This is a genomic window from Coralliovum pocilloporae (assembly GCF_030845175.1).
Lineage (GTDB): Bacteria > Pseudomonadota > Alphaproteobacteria > Rhizobiales > Cohaesibacteraceae > Coralliovum > Coralliovum pocilloporae.
The window spans coordinates 95,843-119,811 of record NZ_CP132542.1 but is presented as its reverse complement, the minus strand read 5'-3'; the positions used below and the strand labels follow the sequence as shown (position 1 = coordinate 119,811).

22 protein-coding genes are annotated in these 23,969 nt (G+C 54.7%); 16 read left to right on the top strand and 6 right to left on the bottom strand.

All coding sequences use genetic code 11. The features are described from left to right. Positions 1–68: 68 nt before the first annotated feature. The 6 genes from amaB (at position 69) to RA157_RS00525 (ending at position 7,821) form a co-directional block, all read left to right on the top strand. Positions 69–1,580, top strand: coding sequence for an L-piperidine-6-carboxylate dehydrogenase (amaB, locus tag RA157_RS00550; RefSeq protein WP_350334540.1), 1,512 nt, complete (start codon positions 69–71; stop codon positions 1,578–1,580). 18 nt (positions 1,581–1,598) lie between these two features. Further along, on the top strand, positions 1,599–2,810 hold the full coding sequence (locus RA157_RS00545; RefSeq protein ID WP_350334539.1) for an acyl-CoA dehydrogenase: 1,212 nt from the start codon (positions 1,599–1,601) through the stop codon (positions 2,808–2,810). 25 nt (positions 2,811–2,835) lie between these two features. Further along, the gene (locus RA157_RS00540; protein WP_350334538.1) at positions 2,836–4,011 is read left to right on the top strand and encodes a CaiB/BaiF CoA transferase family protein; all 1,176 of its coding nucleotides are present in this window, start codon (positions 2,836–2,838) and stop codon (positions 4,009–4,011) included. Between the two features lie 84 nt (positions 4,012–4,095). Continuing rightward, positions 4,096–4,530, top strand: a complete 435-nt coding sequence (locus RA157_RS00535) for a YbaY family lipoprotein (RefSeq protein WP_350334537.1) — start codon at positions 4,096–4,098, stop codon at positions 4,528–4,530. A 10-nt stretch (positions 4,531–4,540) separates the two neighbouring features. After that, the gene (locus RA157_RS00530) at positions 4,541–6,208 is read left to right on the top strand and encodes a thiamine pyrophosphate-binding protein (RefSeq protein ID WP_350334536.1); all 1,668 of its coding nucleotides are present in this window, start codon (positions 4,541–4,543) and stop codon (positions 6,206–6,208) included. Between the two features lie 479 nt (positions 6,209–6,687). Beyond that, positions 6,688–7,821 (top strand): porin, encoded by a 1,134-nt coding sequence (locus RA157_RS00525; RefSeq protein ID WP_350334535.1) that lies wholly within the window; start codon positions 6,688–6,690, stop codon positions 7,819–7,821. A 480-nt stretch (positions 7,822–8,301) separates the two neighbouring features. Here the strand turns inward: RA157_RS00525 and RA157_RS00520 are convergent, their stop codons facing one another. Further along, the gene (locus RA157_RS00520; RefSeq protein ID WP_350334534.1) at positions 8,302–9,195 is read right to left on the bottom strand and encodes an alpha/beta fold hydrolase; all 894 of its coding nucleotides are present in this window, start codon (positions 9,193–9,195) and stop codon (positions 8,302–8,304) included. Positions 9,196–9,197: 2 nt separating this feature from the next. Then, entirely contained in the window at positions 9,198–11,414 is a 2,217-nt protein-coding gene (locus RA157_RS00515; RefSeq protein WP_350334533.1) for a lytic transglycosylase domain-containing protein, read from the bottom strand. Between the two features lie 304 nt (positions 11,415–11,718). Between RA157_RS00515 and dapA the strand changes: the two genes are divergently transcribed. Further along, a complete protein-coding gene (dapA, locus tag RA157_RS00510; protein WP_350334532.1) occupies positions 11,719–12,597 on the top strand; it encodes a 4-hydroxy-tetrahydrodipicolinate synthase in 879 nt (292 codons plus the stop codon). A gap of 21 nt (positions 12,598–12,618) precedes the next feature. After that, complete coding sequence (gene smpB / locus RA157_RS00505) at positions 12,619–13,098, top strand: SsrA-binding protein SmpB (RefSeq protein ID WP_350334531.1); 480 nt, start codon at positions 12,619–12,621, stop codon at positions 13,096–13,098. A 47-nt stretch (positions 13,099–13,145) separates the two neighbouring features. Here the strand turns inward: smpB and RA157_RS00500 are convergent, their stop codons facing one another. Both RA157_RS00500 and RA157_RS00495 read right to left on the bottom strand, forming a co-directional pair. Then, positions 13,146–13,778 (bottom strand): uracil-DNA glycosylase, encoded by a 633-nt coding sequence (locus RA157_RS00500; RefSeq protein WP_350334530.1) that lies wholly within the window; start codon positions 13,776–13,778, stop codon positions 13,146–13,148. Beyond that, a complete protein-coding gene (locus RA157_RS00495) occupies positions 13,775–14,371 on the bottom strand; it encodes a LabA-like NYN domain-containing protein (RefSeq protein ID WP_350334529.1) in 597 nt (198 codons plus the stop codon). Before RA157_RS00495 ends, RA157_RS00500 begins: the two co-directional genes overlap by 4 nt. A gap of 406 nt (positions 14,372–14,777) precedes the next feature. On the opposite strand from RA157_RS00495, the gene rpoZ reads away from it, so the two are divergent. The 8 genes from rpoZ to era all read left to right on the top strand — a co-directional run bounded on the left by rpoZ (position 14,778) and on the right by era (position 21,709). Next, positions 14,778–15,167, top strand: a complete 390-nt coding sequence (rpoZ, locus tag RA157_RS00490; protein WP_350334528.1) for a DNA-directed RNA polymerase subunit omega — start codon at positions 14,778–14,780, stop codon at positions 15,165–15,167. 166 nt (positions 15,168–15,333) lie between these two features. Next, positions 15,334–17,535 (top strand): RelA/SpoT family protein, encoded by a 2,202-nt coding sequence (locus RA157_RS00485; protein WP_350334527.1) that lies wholly within the window; start codon positions 15,334–15,336, stop codon positions 17,533–17,535. 24 nt (positions 17,536–17,559) lie between these two features. After that, positions 17,560–18,141 (top strand): orotate phosphoribosyltransferase, encoded by a 582-nt coding sequence (pyrE, locus tag RA157_RS00480; RefSeq protein WP_350334526.1) that lies wholly within the window; start codon positions 17,560–17,562, stop codon positions 18,139–18,141. Between the two features lie 58 nt (positions 18,142–18,199). Then, positions 18,200–18,781, top strand: a complete 582-nt coding sequence (locus RA157_RS00475) for a DUF2062 domain-containing protein (RefSeq protein WP_350334525.1) — start codon at positions 18,200–18,202, stop codon at positions 18,779–18,781. After that, a complete protein-coding gene (acpS, locus tag RA157_RS00470; protein ID WP_350334524.1) occupies positions 18,778–19,170 on the top strand; it encodes a holo-ACP synthase in 393 nt (130 codons plus the stop codon). The genes RA157_RS00475 and acpS overlap by 4 nt, the downstream gene beginning before the upstream one ends. 163 nt (positions 19,171–19,333) lie before the next feature. Continuing rightward, the gene (lepB, locus tag RA157_RS00465; protein WP_350334523.1) at positions 19,334–20,080 is read left to right on the top strand and encodes a signal peptidase I; all 747 of its coding nucleotides are present in this window, start codon (positions 19,334–19,336) and stop codon (positions 20,078–20,080) included. Beyond that, complete coding sequence (gene rnc / locus RA157_RS00460; protein WP_350334522.1) at positions 20,077–20,802, top strand: ribonuclease III; 726 nt, start codon at positions 20,077–20,079, stop codon at positions 20,800–20,802. Before lepB ends, rnc begins: the two co-directional genes overlap by 4 nt. After that, a complete protein-coding gene (gene era, locus RA157_RS00455; protein ID WP_350334521.1) occupies positions 20,795–21,709 on the top strand; it encodes a GTPase Era in 915 nt (304 codons plus the stop codon). Before rnc ends, era begins: the two co-directional genes overlap by 8 nt. Positions 21,710–21,724: 15 nt before the next feature. Here the strand turns inward: era and RA157_RS00450 are convergent, their stop codons facing one another. Both RA157_RS00450 and RA157_RS00445 read right to left on the bottom strand, forming a co-directional pair. Then, positions 21,725–22,420, bottom strand: a complete 696-nt coding sequence (locus tag RA157_RS00450; protein ID WP_350334520.1) for an SDR family NAD(P)-dependent oxidoreductase — start codon at positions 22,418–22,420, stop codon at positions 21,725–21,727. Positions 22,421–22,453: 33 nt separating this feature from the next. After that, on the bottom strand, positions 22,454–23,926 hold the full coding sequence (locus tag RA157_RS00445; RefSeq protein WP_350334519.1) for a sulfatase family protein: 1,473 nt from the start codon (positions 23,924–23,926) through the stop codon (positions 22,454–22,456). Between the last annotated feature and the right edge of the window lie 43 nt (positions 23,927–23,969).

Here is a 23,969-nt window from a genome sequence, read left to right as displayed (position 1 = left end):
GGCATAAAGGAGCAACGCTTTATGGAGCAGGGCTTGCTCCGACCAAATAGAATCCGTTGAGAGGTGTCATGCAATCGTCTGCAGTAGAAATCCGTGATGTTCTAGGCCGTATCGGTGTTGATCTGGCAAGGCTTGAAGGCGGGTCTCTGCCTGCCCGGTCTCCTGTTGATGGGGCCGAGCTGGCGCGGATTGCAGAACACAGCGCTGCAGATGTGGCGCAGATGATTGAAGACGCAGATGCCGCGTTCAAAGCCTGGCGTCAGGTCCCGGCACCCCGTCGTGGTGAACTCATTCGCCTGCTGGGCGAGGAACTGCGGGCTTCCAAGGACGATCTTGGCCGCGTTGTAACCCTTGAGGCCGGGAAGATCATTTCGGAAGGCCTGGGCGAAGTTCAGGAGATGATCGATATCTGTGATTTCGCCGTTGGTCTCTCCCGTCAGCTTTATGGTCTCACGATTGCGACAGAGCGCCCTGGACACCGGATGATGGAAACCTGGCACCCGATCGGGGCCTGCGGGGTGATTACGGCATTCAATTTCCCTGTGGCTGTCTGGTCCTGGAATTCGGCTCTGACCCTGGTGGCGGGCAACAGTGTTGTGTGGAAACCGTCTGAGAAGACGCCGCTGACTGCGCTGGCCTGTGAAGCAATCTTCAAGCGGGCACTGGATCGCTTTGGCGACGCACCGGATGGTCTGCTGGGCCTGATCATTGGTGGTCGTGACCTTGGTGAGCAGCTCGTCGATGACACGCGCGTACCGCTTATCTCGGCAACGGGCTCGACCCGCATGGGCCGGGAAGTTGCTCCGCGCGTTGCGGCTCGCTTTGGTCGCTCCATTCTTGAGCTGGGCGGCAATAACGGGGCGATTATCACGCCGACGGCTGATCTGGATCTGGTTCTCCGTGGTGTGGCTTTTGCTGCCATGGGAACCTGTGGCCAGCGCTGTACGACCCTGCGTCGTCTGATTGTCCATGATGATGTTTATGATGCCCTGGTCCCACGCCTGAAGAAGGCCTATCAGTCTGTCAGCATTGGTGATCCTCGGGATGCCGGAACGCTGATCGGTCCGCTTGTTGATGAAGGGGCCTTCAACGGCATGCAGACAGCTCTCGACGATGCCAGAGCGTGTGGCGCGTCGGTACAGGGTGGGGACCGGGTCGAAGGGCCGGGCGATGGTTATTATGTACAGCCGGCCATTGTTGAGATTTCCGAGCAGGCCGATGTGGTCAAACGGGAGACGTTTGCGCCCATTCTCTATGTGATGCGCTATTCCGACTTTGATGAAGCCGTTGCGCTTCACAATGATGTTCCGCAGGGGCTTTCATCATCCGTCTTTACCAATGACATGCGGGAAGCCGAGCAGTTCATGTCAGCTGCTGGGTCTGACTGTGGTATCTGCAATGTAAATATCGGCCCGTCCGGTGCAGAGATCGGTGGTGCTTTCGGTGGCGAGAAAGAAACCGGTGGCGGTCGTGAATCCGGATCGGATGCCTGGAAAGCCTATATGCGGCGTGCCACCAATACGATCAACTATTCCCGCGACCTGCCTTTGGCGCAGGGCGTCAGCTTTGATGTTGAATGATCCCCGGAGTTGAAGGCGATGACTGACCTGAAAGCAAAAGACAGACCCGACCTTGGCTCCTTTCAGTGGGACGATCCGTTCTATCTGGATGATCAACTATCCGAAGAAGAGCGTATGGTGCGAGACGCAGCGCGCGCCTATGCCCAGGACAAGCTGATGCCGCGCGTGCTTTCCGCCTATCGGGAAGAGCGGTTCGATCGTGACATCATGAATGAGATGGGAGAGCTGGGCCTCCTCGGACCCACAACACCTGAACAGTATGGTGGCGCGGGTACAAGCTACGTCACTTATGGCCTCGTGGCGCGGGAAATCGAGCGGGTTGATTCCGGTTATCGCTCTGCTATGAGCGTCCAGTCGTCGCTGGTGATGTATCCAATCTATGCCTATGGCTCCGAGGAGCAGCGCCAGCGTTATCTGCCCAAGCTTGCCAGTGGTGAATATATCGGCTGCTTTGGCCTGACAGAGCCGGATGCGGGGTCTGATCCTGCTGGCATGAAAACGCGGGCCGAGAAGGTTTCGGACGGGTATCGTCTGACCGGATCCAAGATGTGGATTTCAAACTCGCCGGTTGCTGATGTCTTTGTCATCTGGGCCAAGTCTGATGCTCATGATGGCAAGATCCGTGGGTTTGTTCTGGACAAGGGCTTGCCGGGTCTCACAGCGCCGAAGATTGAAGGAAAGCAGTCTCTGCGGGCGTCCATCACCGGTGAAATTGTTCTGGACGGTGTGGTTGTACCGGAAGAGGCGCTGCTTCCGAATGTCTCCGGCCTGAAAGGGCCGTTCGGATGTCTGAACCGAGCACGGTATGGCATTTCCTGGGGTGTTCTGGGCTCGGCTGAATTCTGCTGGCATGCGGCCCGGCAATATGGCCTGGACCGGAAGCAGTTCGGTCGCCCTCTGGCCCAGACTCAGCTGTTCCAGAAGAAACTGGCGGATATGCAGACGGAGATTGCCCTTGGTCTGCAGGCTTCCCTGCGGGTTGGCCGGTTGATGGATGAGGCGCGGGCCGCACCAGAGATGATTTCCATCGTCAAGCGGAACAATTGCGGCAAGGCGCTGGATATCGCCCGCCTGGCGCGTGACATGCACGGCGGTAACGGTATTGCGGACGAATTCCATGTGATCCGGCACTCTGCGAATCTGGAAACGGTCAACACCTATGAAGGCACACATGATGTGCATGCACTGATCCTTGGCCGTGCGCAGACCGGCCTGCAGGCTTTCTTCTGAGACGTCTGACAGACAGGAGAGGGCAATGACACGTCCGCTGGAAGGGATCAGGGTTCTGGAGCTGGCGCGTATTCTGGCAGGCCCATGGGCCGGTCAGGCGCTGGCTGACCTGGGCGCCGATGTGATCAAGGTGGAGCAGCCCGGGCAGGGGGATGATACCCGAGGGTGGGGCCCTCCGTTTGTCGAGGCTGTAGATGGTGACCATCTGGATGCGGCCTATTTCCATGCCTGTAATCGCGGCAAGCGGTCCGTGGCAGTTGATTTTCGCGACGAGAGCGGGCAGCGCCTTGTCCGCGAACTGGTCAAGCGCAGCGATATTCTGATTGAGAATTTCAAGGTTGGTGGCCTCAAGAAATATGGCCTCGACTATGACAGCCTGAAAGAGATCAATCCTCGGCTGATCTATTGTTCAATTACCGGATTTGGGCAGACCGGGCCCTATGCCGCCCGCGCCGGGTATGACTTTATGATTCAGGGTATGGGCGGAATCATGGATCTCACTGGTGATCCGGAAGGAGAGCCGCAGAAAGTTGGTGTTGCCTACGCTGATATCTTTACCGGGCTGTATTCTGTCATCGGCATTCAATCGGCACTGATTGAACGGGAGAAGACAGGCGAAGGCTGTCATCTGGATATGGCGCTTCTCGATTGTCAGACGGGTGTTCTGGCCAATCAGGCACTCAATTATCTGGTCTCAGGTCAGGCGCCCAGACGTATGGGCAATGCACATCCCAATATTGTGCCCTATCAGGTTTTCCCGGTTCTGGATGGTCATCTGATCATTGCGGTTGGCAATAATGGTCAGTTCGAAAAACTGTGTCAGGTTCTGGACTGTCCGGCTCTCTCCTCAGATCCGCGTTTCGCCACCAATCAGGCGCGGATAGCTGCTCGAGAGGAACTGATTGCGCTTCTGACAGAGAAAACCAGCTTGTGGAAGCGGGATGATCTGCTTGAGACGCTGGCCGAGCGGGGCGTGCCTGTCGGGCCGATCAACACAGTGGCGGATGTTTTCAGCGACCGCCATGTCCAGTCTCGCCGCATGCAGGTCAGTCTGGAACATGACCATGCGTCTGACGGCACCATTCCGAGTGTGCGTCTGCCGATTATCCGAAATGGTGAGACACTGTGCAGTGATCGCCATGCACCTGGTCTGGGTGAGCATACCGATCAGATTTTGGCCGAAATCGGATGGAAGGAGTAGGAATGAGACGCAGAGGTGATTTGCCCGCATAGTAGGAGCACATCATCATAGTGCGTTATCTGATTCCTCATCAGGGTAGTCTTCATGTTCAGACCTCTTGCCTTTCTTCTCGGTACCGGACTTCTTGTCCTGTCCGGTTGCGCACCATCCTTTGAAATCGACAGGCCGCCCGCGGCCAGAGTTGGGGATGGCCTGCTTGCGGTTACCATCAGGACCAAGGCACATCGGATTATCCCGGCCAGAAGTCGTGTGGTGATTACAATCGCGGATACGGCTTTGGCTGACGCTCCATCAAAAGCTCTTGCGGGTGATGAAACCACTCTCAGGCGGGCGGACAAGTCCTTGCGGCTGTCTTTCCCGATTGATCAGGCGTCTCTGGAGCTATGCAAGGAAGAGGGGCGGTGCTCGATTTCCGTTCATATCGTCAAGGATGGCGTGCTGCGCTTTATCAATGACACACATATTCCTTTTAAAGCGGGCCAGAAGCAGGTCCGGGTCATGGTGACCAAACCAGGTTGATGAGGACAGAATGAAAACCGGCGGACAGTTGATTGTTGAAGCGCTTGAAACCCACGGTGTGGAACGGGTGTTCTGCATACCGGGCGAGAGTTATCTGGCGGTTCTCGACGGGCTTCATGACAGCAGGATTGAAACAACTGTCTGTCGGCAGGAAGGTGGAGCCGCTATGATGGCGGATGCCTGGGGCAAGCTGACGGGTACGCCCGGCATTTGTATGGTGACGCGTGGGCCTGGAGCAACCAATGCGGCTGCCGGGGTGCATATTGCTTATCAGGATTCAACGCCGATGATTCTGTTCATTGGCCAGATTGATTCCCGGTTCCGCGAGCGTGAAGCCTTTCAGGAAGTCGATTACCGGCGATTCTTCAGTCCCATGGCAAAGTGGGTTGCTGAGATCGATTCGGCAGAGCGCGTGCCGGAGATGATCTCCCGCGCTTTTCATGTAGCCACCAGCGGTCGGCCGGGGCCTGTTGTTCTGGCTCTGCCCGAAGATGCGCTGATTGATACAGCTGATATATCCCAGCCCGCACCCTGGAAGCCGGTGGAAACCTATCCGGGATCTGATCAGATTGCTGATTTTGTCAGGCGAATCGAGGCGGCTGGGCGGCCATTGATGATTCTTGGTGGTTCTAGATGGTCTCAGGATGCCGTGGATCAGGTTAAAGGCTTTGCGGAGCGGTTCTCTGTGCCGATCGCCTGCTCCTTCCGTCGTCAGATGCTGTTTGACCATTCACATCCGCTTTATGCCGGAGATGTGGGAATCGGTCTCAATCCGAAGCTGCGGGCACGCATTGATGAGTCGGATTGCCTGATTCTCCTGGGTGGGCGCCTGTCGGAAATGCCATCTCAGAGCTATGAGCTGCTTGATATCCCGTCTCCAAGGCAGCCGTTTATCCATATTCATGCCGGTGTGGAAGAGCTTGGACGTGTCTATCGGCCTGATCTGGCTATCCACGCATCACCCCGTGGGTTTGCGTCCGCCCTGGCGGCTTATAATCAGGATGATTCTATCCCTCAGTATTCTGATTGGGCAGAATCGACTCATAAAGACTATCTCTCCTGGTCCCGAATCCCCGACAGCATGCCGGGTGATGTGCATATGGGTGAGATCGTCGCATGGCTTAAAGGGGAGTTGCCGGACGATTCGATTCTCTGCAATGGCGCGGGCAATTATGCCACCTGGATCCATCGTTTCTGGCCATTCAGGAGATTCGCTACTCAGGCAGCGCCGACATCCGGGTCGATGGGATATGGTGTTCCGGCTGCTGTTGCGGCCAAACTGCTGCATCCGGACAGGGATGTTGTGGCTTTTGCGGGAGATGGCTGCTTCCAGATGACATGTCAGGAATTCGGTACGGCTGTTCAGGCTGGAGCCGCTGTCATTGTTCTTGTGGTGGATAATGGCATGTACGGCACGATTCGTATGCATCAGGAGAGGGAGTATCCAGCACGTCTATCGGCAACCTCCCTGATCAATCCGGATTTTGCGGCCTGGGCGCGATCCTATGGCGTGTTTGGAGCGACGGTGGAAAAAACCGAAGAGTTTGCTGATCTTTTCCGCGCTGCGAAGGCATCAAACGGCCCGGCATTGCTGCATATAAAGATAGATCCGGAAGGCATTACCCCTGCGACAACACTCTCTGCCTTGCGGGAAAAGGCTCTAAACCACCCCAAATGAGGTAATTTCCTATTGCCTTTCTCTCCAATCCGCGTATAGTCCCAATCAGGTGATAAAAACGCTCTCGGGCGAAGGTCATCACCTTTAATTCTGTGACAAGAATTCTACGCCTCTGCTGCATTAAGTTGCGCAGAGGCGTTTTTTTAATCTGGCTTCTGTGCATTACCCGCAGGAAATCGCCTGAAATTGGCCAGTTTCTTAATGAATCCTTTCAAAATTGCCGGTCTGACGGGTGGGTTTGTGGCTTTCTTGCAACACCCTCATCCTATTCACCCATATGGGTGTATTATTGGCTTGTTCTCAAAAAAAGCATGAGTATGTTGATCCTGCGGTTTGGGGGTAATCCAGACTGTCAACTGATGTTCTCAAGGACTGGGGTGGTTCTCGAAAACATTGGGTCTCGCGGGGACATGACGTTTCTCACCGGCCAGGCGCCGAAGAACTCAATTCCCTTTGATCGATCTGATTGGAGGTCAGAAATGAACTTTAAAACTCTCGTTCTCGGCTCTGCCGCTGCGCTTATGACTGTTGCTGGCGCTCAGGCTGCCGACCTGCCGGCTGAGCCGGTTGATTACGTTCGCGTTTGTGACGCTTACGGTTCCGGTTTCTACTACCTGCCAGGCACCGACACCTGCCTGCGCGTTGGTGGTCGTGTTCGTGCCGACTACCGTTATATCGACGCTGACACCGAAGGTGGCGACGAAAACGATCTCGATTTCCGCGCTCGTTCCTACTTCCGTCTCGACGCTCGTACGCAGACAGACTTCGGTCTTCTCCGCGCCTATTCTTCCGTTTACTTCACCGTAACGGATAACGGTTCTGTTTCCACCACTCTCGAAGCTGGCTTCGTACAGTGGGGTGGCTTCACATTCGGTCGTGTTGCTGGTGGTTTCTTCTACCCAACTTGGGGTGGTCACTACTCCTTCGCGTCTGAATTCGGTGTTCCGGATAACTATGAAGACACCAACGTTCTTGCTTACACATTCGACGTAGGTAACGGCGTTTCTGCTACAGTTGCTCTCGAAGATGCAAACGGCATTCCTGCTGACACACTGCCGATCCTGGTTGGTAAAGTTGTTGTCAACCAGAGCTGGGGTACTTTTGACCTCTCCGGTGCTGTTGGTGAAGGTGCAACAACCGGTTCTGACGACACTGGCTTTGCAATCGGCGCTGGCCTCGAAGTCAACGTACCGGTAGCTGGTGCTAACGACCGTGTAGGCGTATATGTTCTGTACGCAGACGACCTGGCTGAGTACTCCGCATTTGAAGATTACCAGATTGCTTCTGCTGCAAGCATCAGCAACTCTGATCTGAACGATGCAGATGCAGAAATCTTCCACGTATCTGCTGGCTTCCTGCACTTCTTCTCTTCTGATGTCTCACTGGCTATCAGTGGTTCTTACTCTGATGTTGATGTAAACGTCGTAGGTTCCGACATCGAAGCTTACTCTGCAGCAGCAACCCTGTCCTGGACCCCGGTTTCTGGTCTGGTTGTTGGTCTTGAAGCTTACTGGCAGCATGCTGAAATTGACGCACCTGTCACCATCAACGGTATCACCGATGATGAGTTTGACGTATACGGTGGTGTCTTCCGCGTACAGCGTACGTTCTAATCTGACGGACCTTTTGGTCTGACAGTGACCCGGCGGGTTTTCCCGCCGGGTTTTTTGTTGTCTTGGCGCAGTTGCTTGAAACCGTTAGTGTCGATTCTGTTACGGGTTCTGAAGATTGGAGAAGGCAGATGCTCGAATTAACCGGTCAGATTGGCGGCTCGCTTCTATTCGTTCTTTTGATTGGAATTGCCGTTGGTTTCCTGTTGACTGACAGTGAAGCGTAATGGGAGTCATCAAGATGATCGAGACACTTCACGTTTCCGTCCTGATCCTGATGGTTTTCCTTAGCGGATGTCTGATCGGAACGCTTCTCAGAAGGTTGAAACCTGCTCGGAAATTATGATTTTTGCATAAAAATCAAATTGATATTTGGTTTTCTTAAGAAATAGATTCTGCTGGCTGTCTCAGCATGTGTGGAACTCACGAGCTGAGCGATTGGTGATTTGAAAATGGTTGGCGTCCCGCAGACACCCAAACTGGTCAGGTGTGACTGTTCGACTGAACAGGCGAAAGAACTGTCGAACTGATGAACTCCATTGCTGGTTTCAGGGTTGCCTCTGATGTGAAAAGCGGCGCATGACCCTGGTTCTCTATGGTGACGGAATCACAATCCGGATGAACTGTCCGCATCCTGTTGACGGTCTCATCGGACAGAAGAGTTGACAGAGCTCCGCGCATAACCAGAACCGGTATATGAGCCAGAGCTTCAAACTGCGGCCAGAGCTCCGGGATTTCGGTTGTCTCTGACAGTTCTGCAAGAGGTTTCAGGAGGTTGGGGTCATAATCTGCCACGAGGGTGTCGGGTGATATCTCCCAGAATGTGGCCTGGGTGAACTTCTCCCATTCCTCTTCGGTCAGGTTCGGAAAAGACAAGGCAGCTGCCGCCTTGACCATGTCTACCGCCTGTGACCAGTTCTCAGGCGTGCTGCGGTTGTCGAGATAGGTCTTGATGGCAAGAAGGCCGTTCAGCTCTATTTTAGGTCCGATATCATTTAGCAGAACGCCGGCCAGAACGGCGGGCTGCAGAACGCCGATAAGCATAGAAATCAGACCACCGCGGGAGGTGCCGATAAGTGTTGCCTTCTCAATGCCGAGCGCCGTTAGCCCTGCCAGCACGTCCTGTGTTTCCTGTAGGATGGAATAGGTTTCCCAATCCTCTGCATAGTCCGACCGGCCGCGACCGCGGGAGTCCATGGTGATGGCGCGGTAACCTGCATCAGCGCAAGCGATTGCCAGATCGTGGAAATCGCCGCTGTTGCGGGTCAGACCAGGAAGGCAGACAATTGCATGCGGATGCCGACAATTTGGAGGCCCGTAGCTCCGGCCGCGTAATGTGAGGCCATCCTGAGCAGTCCATTCTACCTCCTGCCACACAGCTAGCGCCCCCTTTTCAGATCACGGGTCAGAGTGAGGGGAGCCCCGTCGAGGCGGGCCTTGTAGACCTGCATATTCTCCAGCACGCGCTGCACATATTTGCGGGTTTCGGTAAACGGGATCCGCTCGACCCAGTCAACGATATCGATGGATGAACTGCGCGGGTCACCAAACCGCTCCGTCCATTGGTAGGATCGTCTCTTACCCGCATTATAGCCTACGGCGACCAGAGAATAAGACCCCTGGAATTCGTCCAGTAGCTCGCCAAGATGTGCAGCTCCAACCGTGGCATTGTACCGGGCATCTGTGGTCAGGCGGCTTTTTGAATAGGGCAGTCCATTGCGTTTTGCCGTTGCTTTGGCTGTGCTTGGCAGCAATTGCAGCAATCCGCGGGCATTGGCAGAGCTGACTGCGCCGATATTGAAGGCGCTTTCCTGCCTGGCAATGGCATAAACAAGCGCTTTGCCAACCCTTGAAGGGATGCGTGTTGATTTCGGAATAGCATTGATGGGAAAGGCCAGCATGCCGGGGTTGATACCGTTTTTGCCAGCCAGAAGAGCAGCTTGCAGAGCATATTGATGCTCGCCCAGGTCTTCCGCCAAGGCTATGATTTGCGCCAGTTCCTCGCGACTTTTCGCCTGCTTGGCCATATGACGGATGATGCTGCCTGTCCTGCTGCTGTGCCCGGCCTGATGCAGGCGTCGAGCCATGATGACGGTCTTGCGCTGTTCAAACTGCCTGCGCGCTGTCTGGGTAAGTTTGGGGACTGGCAGCAGGCCTGTATTGCGTTTGCCCAGAGCCTCCCGCGCCAGCTGTCCATAGAAGACGTTGCCGAACTGGCCGGCCCGTTCGTAAAGTTGTCGGGCAGCGCTCGTGTTCCCAGATACCTGTTGAGCCCGACCCATCCAGTAATAGGCCCGGGCGCTGGTGCGATCCGTGGTTGCCAGTGCCAGAACCCGTTCGAAATGCGGATAGGCCTGACGGGGATTGTTGAGATAGCTCAGCGCTATCCAGCCCGCATGGAATTCCGCTTCAACCTGAGATGCTTCCGATTCCGCTGAATGACCTGCCGCTATTCTATAGGCGGTCTTGTAATCTCTCTGATCCAGCAGCTTTCTGGCAATCAGCTTGCGTTCGACCCACCATTCGTCCGGGTGGATGAGGGAGGACTGTTTTGTTGGAGCCTTCAGCATCAGTTGGGCGGCCTTTGTGATCTTGTTGGCCCGGCGCATGTGCTGGATGCGGCTGAACAGATAAAGTGGATCTGAATGCTGGGACCGGGGAACCTGCTGAAGAAGCTTCGCGGCTTTCCTCTGTTTCTTGCTGACGGCCGTTCGTGCATCAACCAGAGCTTTCTCGGAAGACGAGAGGAAGCGCTTCAGCCGTGCCGCTGCTGTTGTCCTGTCCCTGTAGAGCAGAAAATGGACCCGGATCTTGTGGTCCTGCTTGGTGAGTACAGATCTGAAATCTGCCAGAATGCGCCCTTCAAGGGCGGACCACAGCGTTTCCCGGTGCCACAGTTTGCGTATTTCAACGGCTGCTTTGGATTTCTGCCCATTGTTCAGCAGTGCTCTTGCGTAAATATAGCGCCCCGTAATGGTCTTGGGAGTGCGACCGGAGAACGCTGAAAGAACCTTTCTGGCTGAAGCCTTCTCTTCCCAGAGGGCCAGTTCCAGGCGAACCTGTCTGATGTCGTCGCCCGGCCAGTTCGGATATTGCCTCTCGAATTGCTGGATCTGGTTGCTGGATGCACCTGACCCTTTGGTGAGAATGATCTGCCAGTCCAGAATCTCCCGATCAAGGCGTGATGAGAGTGTCGTCCGCAATGCACGTGCCTGCTGAGGCTTGCCGCGGTCAAGAGCGGTCAAGGCCTTGCCAAGCGCTTTGGCCGAGCCCGTTGGCTTGACGGCCAATGGCGTGGTGCGCGCCGGTGCGTAACTGTTTTGTGGTCTCGGTGCGGGAGTGGGGACTGATCCGAAGCGGATGGCTGGAGTGCGGCGCTCTGGTGAAGATACTGGGGATGATGCCTGTGGACGCGGTTCGGGAACTGGTGTGGCGGAAACCGGTACAGCAAGACCCGTTGAAACCAGACAGGTCATTGAAATCAGGTATGCCAGCGTGCCCGTCTTGCCGAATATCCCTGGTCGCTTCTGTTTCAGCGTCATCGTATCATCCGTTACGGGGAGGGGGCTGGCGGGGCCGTGCCCCTTTTCCTTCATTCTGACCCTCCCAGATCAGCAGAATGAAAGACGGTCATCAACCCGGCCCTGATATTCGAATCCGGGGATGAATGATGCAAGGGTAGCAGATCAGGCTGGTAACCAGAGCCATAAATCCGCTCAGCCTGATTTGTAGGCCGGAAATATGACTGGATCCTGACTTGTTTGAGGAATGAGTGGGGAAAACAGGATGCCCGTTAACCAGGTGCATGGTTTTCCTTGTGGAACGCGGGGGGCGCGTCTATTGTGCGTCTCGTTTGAGACTGCTCCCGGTGGGGAGCTTTGTGTGAGCAGGATACGTTTGATGTTTAAGGGTTCTATTACGGCGCTTGTGACGCCCATGCGGGATGGCGCTGTGGATGAGGCAGCCTTTGAGTCATTTGTCGATTGGCAGATCAACGAAGGTTCGAATGGCATTGTTCCGGTTGGAACATCTGGTGAGTCACCGACGCTGAGCCACGAAGAACACAAACGTGTTGTTGAAATTGCCATCAAGGTTTCTGCCGGGCGTGTTCCCGTGATTGCCGGTGCCGGGTCTAACAACACAGCTGAGGCATTGGAACTGGCTTCCCATGCTGAAAAGGCTGGTGCTGACGGACTTCTTGTTGTGACGCCTTATTACAACAAGCCCAATCAGGAAGGCCTCTACCAGCATTTCAAGACAATCAATGATGCGGTCGGGATTCCCATCATCATCTACAATATCCCGCCACGCTCCGTCATCGATATGTCAGTTGATACCATGGCGCGCCTTTACGAGGACTGTGCCAATATCAAGGGCGTGAAAGATGCGACAGCCAATATTCAGCGCGTAAGCCAGCAGCGCGCTGCCATGGGGCCGGATTTCATCCAGCTTTCTGGTGAAGACGGCACTGCTCTTGGCTTCATGGCTCACGGTGGTCATGGCTGTATTTCAGTGACGTCCAATGTGGCACCGCGTCTGTGCTCCGAGTTCCAGGCCGCATGTCTGGCTGGTGACTTTGCCAAGGCTTTGTCTATCCAGGACAGGCTGATGCCGCTGCATGAAGCGCTGTTTATTGAGCCGAACCCGACAGGCTCGAAGTATGCCCTGTCGTTGCTTGGCCGGATGCAGAATGAGCTGCGTTTGCCGCTTGTATCCATCAGCGGGCCCACAGAAGAGCGCGTTCGTGATGCCATGACCCATGCGGGTCTTCTGAACTAGTAGTAGAATTAGAGGTTCAGCATGTCATCAGCCCGTAAGGCTGGGTCTGCCTATCGTGTTATCGCAGACAACCGCAAGGCGCGGTTCAATTTCGAGATCGGCCAGACTTTCGAGGCCGGTCTTGAGCTGCGTGGTACTGAGGTAAAGTCCCTTCGGGTTGGCAAATGCAATATTGCTGAATCCTATGCGGGCGAGCAGGGCGGTGAAATCTTCCTGTTCAATGCCAATATCCCCGAATACCTGCAGGCCAACCGGTTCAACCATGAGCCGCGACGCCCGAGAAAACTGCTTCTGCACAAGCGGGAAATCGGTCGTCTTCTGGGTGGTGTCCAGAAGGAGGGGATGACGATCGTTCCCCTCAAAATCTATTTCAATGATTCCGGGCGCGCCAAGCTTGAGATTGCCCTGGCACGTGGCAAGAAGCTGCATGACAAGCGCGAAACCGAGAAAAAACGTAGCTGGGACCGCGAAAAAGCCCGGATTTTCAAGGAAAATCGCTGAAAAAAGCTTGAAGCACCGCCACCAATTCAGGTCAGAGGTCTGGCGCTTTAAAGTATATCCCTTATCTTTTGGAAAACACTGCGGAACATGTCTTCCGTCAGGCGACCGGTATTGGTGTTGTATCGGGAGCAGTGATAGCTGTCGACAAGGGTCAGTCCATTGTCCAGCCGAGCGGCATTGCCGTGGCCGAATGGAATGTCCTTGAGTTTGTACCCCAGCATTCTGACGGTGGTGTCGTGGGCTATCTTGCCAAGTGTCAGGATCACCTTGAGATCCGTCATGGCGGCAATCGTATTGGTGAGGTAAGGACGACAGGTATTGATTTCTGCACCGATCGGCTTGTTTTCCGGCGGAACGCAGCGCACGGCGTTGGTAATCAGAACATTGTGCAGAGTCAGACCGTCGTCTGGCCGTTTGTCATAATGTCCCTTGGCAAAGCCGAACTCACCCAGGGTCTGATAGAGCAGATCGCCGGCATAATCGCCGGTAAAGGGACGACTGGTGCGATTGGCGCCCCTGAGGCCAGGAGCGAGCCCGACAATCAGGAGAGCACCATTGATATCGCCGAAACTGGGAACCGGACCGTTAAACCAGTCCGGCTCCTCCTGCCTATAGCGATTGCGAAATGCGACAAGCCTCGGACAGTCCGGGCAGTCATAATCCGGATCAAGTGGGGTCACAGTTCGTAATCGTCATCTTCGTAATCATCATCAGAATTGCGTTCAACAGGACGCTGTGGCCGTTCTGCCGGGTCACGACCGACTTTTTTGACCAGCGTTGCCAGATCAACAAAATGGTCTGCCTGACGACGCAGTTCGTCTGCAATCATTGGCGGTTGTGTCGACAATGTGGAGATGACACTGACCTTGCGACCACGGCGCTGGATGGCTTCCACAAGTCTGCGGAAATCGCCGTCACCAGAGAACAGGACGATATGGTCCACATGTTCCATGGTTTCCATGGCATCAACAGCCAGCTCAATGTCCATGTTGCCCTTGACCTTGCGGCGGCCAGATGCGTCGAAGAATTCCTTGGTTGGTTTGGTAACAACCTTATAGCCGTTATAGTCCAGCCAATCGATGAGCGGACGGATGGATGAATATTCCTGATCCTCTGCCAGAGCAGTGTAGTAGTAGGCTCTCAGCAAATAGCCTTCTGTTTGAAATACTTTAAGAAGTCGACGGTAGTCGATATCAAAGCCAAGTGATTTCGCAGTGGCGTACAGGTTGGCTCCGTCGATGAACAGAGCGACCTTCTCTCTGGGATCGAACATATTGTTGTTATCTTTCTATATTTGATGAAGCTGTAATTGCTTCTCTATTTGCCCGACAGATGCTGGTTTTCTTTTGTGAATTGTAAGGGTCCAGCATATTAATGCGACTAACAGAAATAAAAGAAATCGCACTAAACCCTCACTTAGCGTTTCCCCTTATACTTTGCAATCACTCGAAAGGGATTATATTCGGTTTTTCTGCATTATCCGCAGCGGGTGTCGGATAAGTGCCTATTGTATCATGAGTTGTTGCTACTTTGTGGTGCTTTTTCCCTTGGGTTTCCTTGCTCGCGTGTGCGCTGTTGCTTGTGGCAAGAATCAAAACCATGATCTGTTTGCTGTGCTTGCGTTTCTCGGCAGATTTGCTATTTAGTGGCAAACTAATTTCCAGACAGGAGTAGACCATATGGCCCGCGTCACAGTGGAAGATTGCGTGGACAAGGTCGAGAATCGCTTTGAGCTTGTGCTTTTGGCGAGTCACCGTGCCCGAATGATTTCCAGCGGTTCTGAGATTACCGTTGATCGCGATAACGATAAGAATCCGGTTGTTGCACTGCGTGAGATTGCTGATGAAACAGTCTCTCCCGGTGATCTGAAAGAAGACCTGATCCATTCACTGCAGAAATATGTTGAAGTGGATGAGCCGGAGCCGGAAATCGTACCAATGATTGCAAGCCCTGCTGCGTCCGCTGATGCTGATATGGGTGAAGCTGTCGAATCCTATGACCGGATGTCGGAAGAAGAGCTTCTGCGCGGTCTTGAAGGTCTGGTACCGCCGGAGCGTCGTGACGATTAATCACGACCGATAAGTGAATTAGAATACCGGATTGTCGGTCAGCCGCACAATCCGGTTTTCTTTTGATCGCCAGCCCGCTACGCTCTTTCTTCGTCTTTGCAAACCTCACGGCATGTGCTGTTGTTTGGGGTTTCGGCCCTGGTAAGCAGAAACCGGTGTTCTGCCCATGATGCGTCAATATGAGTTGGTCGAACGTGCGACCAGTTATAATCCGCATGCGGACGAACTTCTGCTGAACAAGGCCTATGTCTATGCCATGCAGAAGCATGGCTCACAGACGCGCGCTTCCGGCGATCCCTATTTTTCTCATCCTCTTGAAGTTGCGGCTATTCTGGCGGATCTGAAAGTGGATGATGCGACGATTGTCGTTGCTCTTCTCCATGACACCATTGAAGACACGGATGCGACCCGGGCAGAAATTGACGATGTTTTCGGCCATGATATCGGCAAGCTTGTCGAGGGACTGACGAAGATCGAGCGTCTTGATCTGATGTCAAAGAAGGCTGCGCAGGCAGAAAACCTGCGCAAGCTGCTTCTGGCGATCTCGGATGACGTTCGTGTTCTGCTGGTCAAGCTGGGTGACCGCCTTCACAACATGCGGACCCTCCATCATGTGCCGCCGCACAAGCGTACCCGGATTTCGGAAGAGACGCTTGAGATCTATGCGCCGCTTGCAGGCCGTATGGGTATGCAGGATATGCGTGAAGAGCTGGAAGATCTGTCTTTCCGCTATGTCAATCCTGATGCCTACGAGGCGATTGTCGAGCGTCTTTCGGACCTGAGAGAAAAGAACCGCCCATTCATCGAAGAAATCCAGCATGACCTCCTGGAGCGGCTGGAGCAGAACGGGATTTCTGCTGTGGTCAAGGCACGTGAGAAGCGGCCTTATTCCATCTTCCGGAAGACCCAGAAGAAGTCTCTTTCGTTCGAGCAGCTTTCGGATATTTTCGGCTTTCGGATTATGGTGGATACCATTCCCGCCTGTTATCAGGCACTCGGTATTGTCCACTCAAGCTGGTCTTGCGTCCCGGGGCAGTTTAAGGACTATATCTCGACGCCGAAGCAGAATGACTATCAGTCTATCCATACGACGGTGGTCGGCACCAGCCGACAGCGTGTCGAGCTGCAGATCCGGACGCGGGATATGGACCAGATTGCCGAATATGGCATTGCTGCCCATGCCCTTTACAAGGATCGCGAAGGTGAGCATGCACAGCGCCTGTCTTCGGATAGCCGTGCTTATGAATGGCTGCGCCGGTCAATCGAGATCCTTGCCCAGGGTGACAGCCCTGAAGCCTTTCTTGAGAACACCAAGCTTGAGCTGTTTCACGATCAGGTTTTCTGTTTTACTCCGAAGGGGCGTCTGATTGCGCTGCCGAAAGGGGCAACACCGATTGATTTTGCCTATGCGGTCCATACGGATGTGGGCAACACCGCTGTCGGCAGCAAGGTCAACGGACATATCCGGCCGCTTGTGACCGAGTTGATGAACGGGGATGAGGTCGAAATCATCCGATCCAATGCGCAGACACCACCATCTGCCTGGGAAAATATTGCGGTAACCGGCAAGGCGCGTGCAGCCATTCGCCGGGCGACGCGTGAAGCTGTGCGGCAGCAATACGCTGACCTTGGCCGCCAGATTCTGACCCATTCGTTCGAGCGTTACGGCAAGCCGTTCTCGGAAGAAGCGTTTGGCACTGTTGCGCCGCGGCTGGGGCATGCCAATATTGAAGATTGTCTGGCAGCTGTGGGGCGCGGGGAGATTACATCCCGTGACGTGGTCAGGGTGCTTTATCCGGATTATCAGGATGAACGTGTGATTCATCAGACCGATCCGAATGATACCGGCTGGGTTGCCCTTGATGGCAAGGCGGGCATGAAGATGCGGGTCGAGGAAGCCGGCAGCAATGGCACACGGTCCATTCCTGTTCGCGGTATCCGGCGAGGCCTGCCTGTGTCTTTCGCACCAGAAGGCGGAGCGGTGCCGGGAGACAGGATTGTGGGTATCCTGTCGCCGGGCGAGGGTGTTACAATTTACCCGATCCAGTCGCCAGCCCTGCAGGAATTTGATGACGAGCCGGATCGCTGGGTGGATGTGCGCTGGGATATTGATGAAGACAATCCCGAGCGTTTTCCTGCCCGCGTTCATGTGACGGTGATCAATGAGCCTGGCACGCTGGCCCAGATATCAGCGGTGATCGGCACCAATGATGGCAATATCGACAATCTGCATCTGTCCAAGCGAGCATCGGACTTTGCGGATATCGTAATCGATCTCGAAGTGTGGGACTTGAAGCATTTAAGCCGCATCATTCACGAGATCCACAATCTTGAACCCGTAAGCAGCGTCAATCGTGTGAATGGTTGACGGAAATCACGCAGGAACAGTTTTATGACCAGGGACGATGTATTGGAGATTTTCCGCGAAGCGGGTGGCCTTCTTGAAGGGCATTTCATTCTGAGTTCTGGCCTCAGAAGCCCGATCTTTCTGCAGAAAGCCCGGGTCTTCATGTATCCGGACAAGACCGAGAAACTCTGCAAAGCGCTGGCTGACAAGATCCGGTCTGCCGATATCGGTGAATTTGATCTGATTATCTCCCCGGCTCTCGGTGGTCTTATCCCGGGTTATGAGACAGCGCGGCATCTTGATGTTCCTGCAATCTGGGTTGAGCGTGAGAATGGTGTTTTCCAGCTTCGTCGCTTTGATATGCCAGAGAATGCCAAGGTGATTATCGTCGAGGATATTGTCACAACAGGTCTTTCCAGCCGCGAAACGGTCAAAGCTATCAGGGATCTTGGTGCTGAAGTTCTGGCTGTGGCCTGTCTCATCGACAGATCCGGCGGTGAAGCGGATGTGGGTGTGCCACTTCTGTCTCTGGCGGAATACAAGGTTCCGGCTTATGAGCCAGATGAAATTCCTGCAGAAATGGCCGCTTTGCCTCCCGTCAAGCCTGGAAGTCGCGGCTTGTCGTAATCAATTAAGACTCTCAGTGGTAAAGAGAGGGTGGGCTTAGAAGGTATTGGCGTAGGATATGCTGTTTCAAAGGCGAGATAAGCCGGGTTGGTTGGAAACAATCCGGGTCTGGATGTGGCCGCGTCGGACCTGGGCTCGTTCCTATAGCTATTTTACCAAGCGTATTCTGCGTCTGACCGGTTCTCCCCATACGATTGCAGCTGGTGTCGCGGCTGGTGTCGCGGCGTCCTGCACACCCTTTGTCGGGTTTCACTTCATCGTCAGTTTCATTTTTGCCTTCTTTGTGGGCGGCAATATGCTGGCGGCGGCTCTGGGAACCTCCTTTGGCAATCCGCTCAGTTTTCCGTTCATCTGGGCGACCACGTGGAAGATCGGTAATTTTATCCTTGGGGGAGTGCCTTCGGACGGCGGTTCCGGTGCCCCGGCCACCCTGTCTTTTGATATGATCTGGAACTCGTTTGAATCGGCCATTCCGGTTCTGAAGCCCATGCTGGTTGGCAGTATTCCATTCGGCTTCTCCATGGGACTGGTGGTTTATATCATCGTTCGTTTCGCAGCCCAGGCCTATCAGAGGGCCAGATCAGAGAAGCTGCGTATCCGTCGGAAGGTGTTGCAGGATCAGGAAACAGAGCAGCCATGATCGTCGGCATGGGCAGTGATCTTGTTGATATCAGGCGGATTGAACGGTCCATTGAGCGGTTTGGTGACCGGTTTCTGACGCGGGTTTTCACTGAAGACGAGCGATCTCTCTGTGATGGACGGGGAGACCGTGTGGGTGCTTATGCAAAGCGCTTTGCAGCTAAGGAAGCCTGCTCGAAGGCGCTCGGGACAGGTATCCAGGAGAGTGTCTACTGGCATCATATGGAAGTCCGGACGGCATCTGGTGGCAAGCCGTCAATGGTGTTGACAGACGGTGCCATGAGTGCGGCGCAGGCACTTGCACCGGACAGCTCTGATATTCGGGTGCATGTTACAACAACAGACGAATATCCTTACGCGCAAGCATTTGTTGTCATAGAAGCGGTCTGATCCACCCGATTTCTGATTTATCAGCCATGAAATGCTCTAAATGAGGGGGAAAGTTCCCTCTGCGGCAAGTCACGCGTTGCGTATGGCGGTAACAGTCGCTACATCGGGGGATCAGGGCGCGTGGCGTCTGATTTGGGGCCAGGTTTTATGGAAAGGCGAGAACGTGGCAGAGCAGGATAGCAGTAAGAGCGAAGGCGGCCTGGGTGAAACGGTCAAAGTGATCATCCATGCGCTTCTTCTTGCCCTTGTGGTCAGAACATTTCTGTTTCAGCCGTTCAACATTCCTTCGGGTTCGATGAAGTCGACCCTGCTGATCGGTGACTATCTGTTTGTTTCAAAATACAGCTACGGATACAGCCGCTATTCTTTCCCGTTTGGTCTGGTGCCTTTTGAGGGCCGGATCTGGGGCAGCGCGCCGGAGCGTGGTGATATTGCCGTTTTCAAGCTGCCACAGGATAACGAGACAGATTATATCAAGCGTGTGATCGGCTTGCCCGGCGACAAAATCCAGATGCAGGATGGGGTTCTTTCCATCAACGGCAAACCAGTCGAAATGTCTCCGGCTGAAGTGTTTATCGATGAGGACGGTCGCTATGGACGCTCTGAGGAGATTCGCCGGTTCTCCGAGACGCTTCCCAATAACGTGACCTATGATGTGCTTGATCTCTATTCCACCAGTCAGGGGGATAATACCGGTGTCTTTGAAGTGCCGGATGGTCATTACTTCATGATGGGCGATAACCGCGACAATTCTACAGACAGCCGGTTCAGTGTCGGGTTCGTTCCTGAAGAAAACCTGATTGGCAGAGCCGAGATCATTTTCTTCTCTGTTAAATCGGGCACATCTGCCTGGCAGGTCTGGAAATGGCCGTGGTCCGTCCGCTGGGACAGGTTGCTGGATACGTTATGAGACGCGAGCCGCGGGATAATAAACTGGACCGCCTCGAAGAGCGGCTTGGATATTCATTCAAGGACAGGGCTCTGCTGGACAGGGCCCTGACCCATTCCAGCGCGCTGAAGCAGCAGACAAACAGCGAGTATGAATCCTATCAGCGTATGGAGTTTCTTGGTGACCGGGTTCTTGGGCTGGTTATCTCCATGATGCTGTATGAAGCGTTCCCGAAAGCAGATGAGGGCGAACTGGCGAGACGGCTCAATCAGCTTGTTCGCAGGGAAACATGTGCCGAAGTTGCCCGGGACCTGACATTCGGAGAGGCCATCCGCATGGGGGATGGTGAGGCCCAGACCGGTGGGCGACGTAAAAATGCAATTCTAGGCGATGTGTGCGAAAGTGTGATTGCAGCGCTCTATCTGGACGGTGGCCTTGAGGTTGCAGATCGGTTTATCCGTCATAACTGGAAAAAGCGCATGGCCAATGCGAGCGGGCCGTTACGTGATGCCAAGACGACCCTGCAGGAATGGGCCCAGGGAAGAGGGTTGCCGGCGCCTGTCTATCGTGAGGTGAGCCGTACCGGCCCCGACCACGCTCCGACTTTCCGTATCAAGGTCGAGATTGACGGTGTGGATCCGGCGGAAGCCAGCGGGTCGTCCAAACGCGTCGCAGAACATGAAGTGGCCAGTCTTGTCCTGAAGCGGGAAGGGGTCTGGTCTGAAGGGGATGATCATGTCTGATCAGATTGAACAGTCAGCGCAGCGGTGTGGTTTTGTCGCCCTGATTGGCGCGCCGAATGCCGGTAAGTCAACCTTGCTCAACAGAATGGTTGGTGCCAAGGTTTCCATTGTGACCCACAAGGTGCAGACCACGCGTGCGATCGTTCGTGGCATTGCCATTCAGGATGCATCCCAGATTGTGTTCATTGATACACCGGGGATCTTTAAGCCCAAGCGGCGGCTTGACAGTGCCATGGTGCGGACGGCCTGGGGCGGGGCGCAGGATGCGGATCTTGTGGCGCTGTTGATTGATGCGAAACGCGGCCTTCAGGATGATATTATCGACATTCTGGAAAAGCTGGTGGATGTGCGTCAGCCGAAGATTCTGTTGCTGAACAAGATTGATACGGTGCCGCGCGATGCGCTTCTGGCGCTGACACAGCGGGCCAATGAACTGGCAAAATTTGACCAGACCTTCATGATCTCGGCTCTCAATGGTGATGGCATCGGAGATGTGATGTCCTATCTGGCGAACCATTCGCCGGAAGGGCCTTGGCACTATCCCGAAGACCAGATGTCAGACCTTCCCATGCGCCAGCTGGCTGCGGAATTGACCCGTGAAAAGCTCTATCTGCGTCTGCATCAGGAATTGCCCTATTCCTCGACCGTTGAGACAGAGCAATGGACAGAGCAGAAAAACGGGTCGGTGCGCGTTGAGCAGGTCATCTATGTAGAGCGGGACAGTCAGAAGAAGATTGTTCTGGGCAAGAACGGTCAGACTGTGAAAGCCATTTCCATGCAGGCCCGCAAGGAGCTGGCCGAGATTATAGAGCGCCCGGTTCACCTCTTCCTGTTCGTTAAGGTGCGCGAGAACTGGTCTGATGATCCCGAGCGCTATCGGGAGATGGGGCTGGAATTCCCGACCTGATATCGGGTCAGGAATTCAGAACTTTTCGACCCAGGGACGCAGCTCAATTTCCCAGGCCCAGCTTGAGCGGGGCTGATCGAGGAAGTACAGATAGCTGTCGGCTATTGCATCCGGATCAAGCATGGAATCGGGATTATCAGCCGGGTCTATCCGCTCCGGTCTGTTGGGATTGCGGATGCCGCCGTCGATAACGAAATGACCGATATGAATGCCTTTCGGATGAAGTTCTCGGGCAAGACTTTGAGCCAGCCCGCGCAGAGCAAACTTGCCCATGGCAAAGGGTGCTGAATTTGCATAGCCTTTGACACCGGCAGACGCTCCGGTGAACAGAATGGCACCATGTCCTTGCGGCAGCATGCGTTTCGCCGCTTCCTGAGCCATCAGAAAGGCACCATAGCCTGTGATGAGAACGGCGTTGCGAACCTGTTCGGGGTCCAGATCGACAATTGAGCCACGCACCCGGGCAGACGGGTTATAAAGAGCGACGTCCAGTGTTCCCGCCATGCTGTCCACTTTCCTGAAGACCTCTGTCATGTGGTCAGGGTCGGAGGCGTCACAGGCAATCAGTTCTGCGTCGGTTTCAGCCTGCAAGTCGTCAAGTTTGTCGATATTGCGTGCCGCCAGCAGCAGGTCGTAACCGCGCGCCCTGAGTTTCCGTGCAAAGGAGGCTGACAGTCCTTCGCCTGCGCCGACAATAAGAGCTATAGGCATGGTGAGGTCCTTCGGTATGGTTGTTGATCCCCTCTAAAGAGCAGACCCTTCGCGCATTTTTTCTTGTTCTGATGGCGTCGGGGTATGATTGAAGGCATAGGCGTGCAGGCAGGCATCTTCGCCCCCCAGATCGTCAATCCGTTTTTTCTGGTCGGTAAAACACAGCGCATTGACAGCGTCAGGATCACAAATCGCCCGGAGGCGTGTCTCACCTTCCCGCAAGGCCATGCTTATGGTGTTGGAGCGGTCCGGATTGGCTGCGAGGTCCAGCCTTTCATCCGGGTCTGCATCCAGGTCGAATAACTGCGGCTGATGGCCTACATAGTGGATATATTTCCACTTGTCCCAGCGGATCATGAAGGTGCCGGTGGTTGATCCGCCATCGTGATACTCGCTTAGAATGGTGCGGTCTTTGTTGTCTGGCTGAGTAGCCAGGTCTCTGAGGGACTGGCCGGACAGGGCTTCACTGAGTTTGTCATGTCTGGCGCCGGTGACATCCACGGCGGTGGCCGCCAGGTCCAGAAGAGTGGCGCCGGTTGTGACGATGCGTCCTTGTGGAATGCCCGGACCGGCTGCAATCATCGGCACGCCAGCAGACTGTTCATACATCACCTGTTTGGTCCAGAAACCGTGATCGCCCATCATGTCGCCATGGTCAGAGACATAGACAATGACCGTATTCTCTGCCTGTCCGCTTGCTTCCAGAGCTGTCAGAATGCGCCCGACACAATGGTCCATGAAGCTGGTCAGGCCATAATAGGCGGCCTTCGCCTCCCTGAGTTTGGCCTCATCGAAGTGTTTGTCATAGGCAAAGAAGTCCGCCACGTTCGACAGTTCGGAGTGATGGGGGCGTTCTGCCGGGTCGTAGGCAATGGGCAGGTCCATGTCTGCCGGGTCGTAAAGATTGTAGAACGTCTCCGGGCAGGTCAGGGGATAGTGAGGACTGACCAGAGAGACGAATGCGGCCCAGGGATTTTCCGAGCCTGATCTGTCTTTCAGCCAGTGTTCTGTGGCTTTGGTGATTGCCAGATCGTAATCCGTGTAGGTGCTGGGCCCCGGTCCGACATCTGCAGCGAGTTCTTTCGCAGCGTCATAGGAGGGAGGGTTCTCCCGCAGGAGGCCAATGGCCCAGCCGACACCGCCCACCACGTGCATGGGCAGGATTTCTTCTGTGAAGCCGTTGTCATCCTGCGCCGATCGGAAATGGAGCTTTCCGATTGAGGTGACATCGATGCCCTGGTCGCGGAGATGCCGCATCCAGCTTCGCTGTTTGCCGTCATAGGGTGTGGCGCTATCCCAGTGGCGGATTCTGTGCACGTGGTCACCACAGGCAAGGGCCGCCCGGGTGGGGACACACATGGGAGAGGGTGTATAAGCGTTTGTAAAATGCGCGCCCCTTGCGGCCAGCGCATCCAGATTTGGCGTTTTGACAATCGGATGTCCGGCACAGCCAAGAGCATCCTTGCGATGCTCATCGGAGATCAGAATCAACAGATTGGAGGCCATTCCGCGTTACTCCCTTGTTCTTGGGAGTGTGGGCTGATTTGTT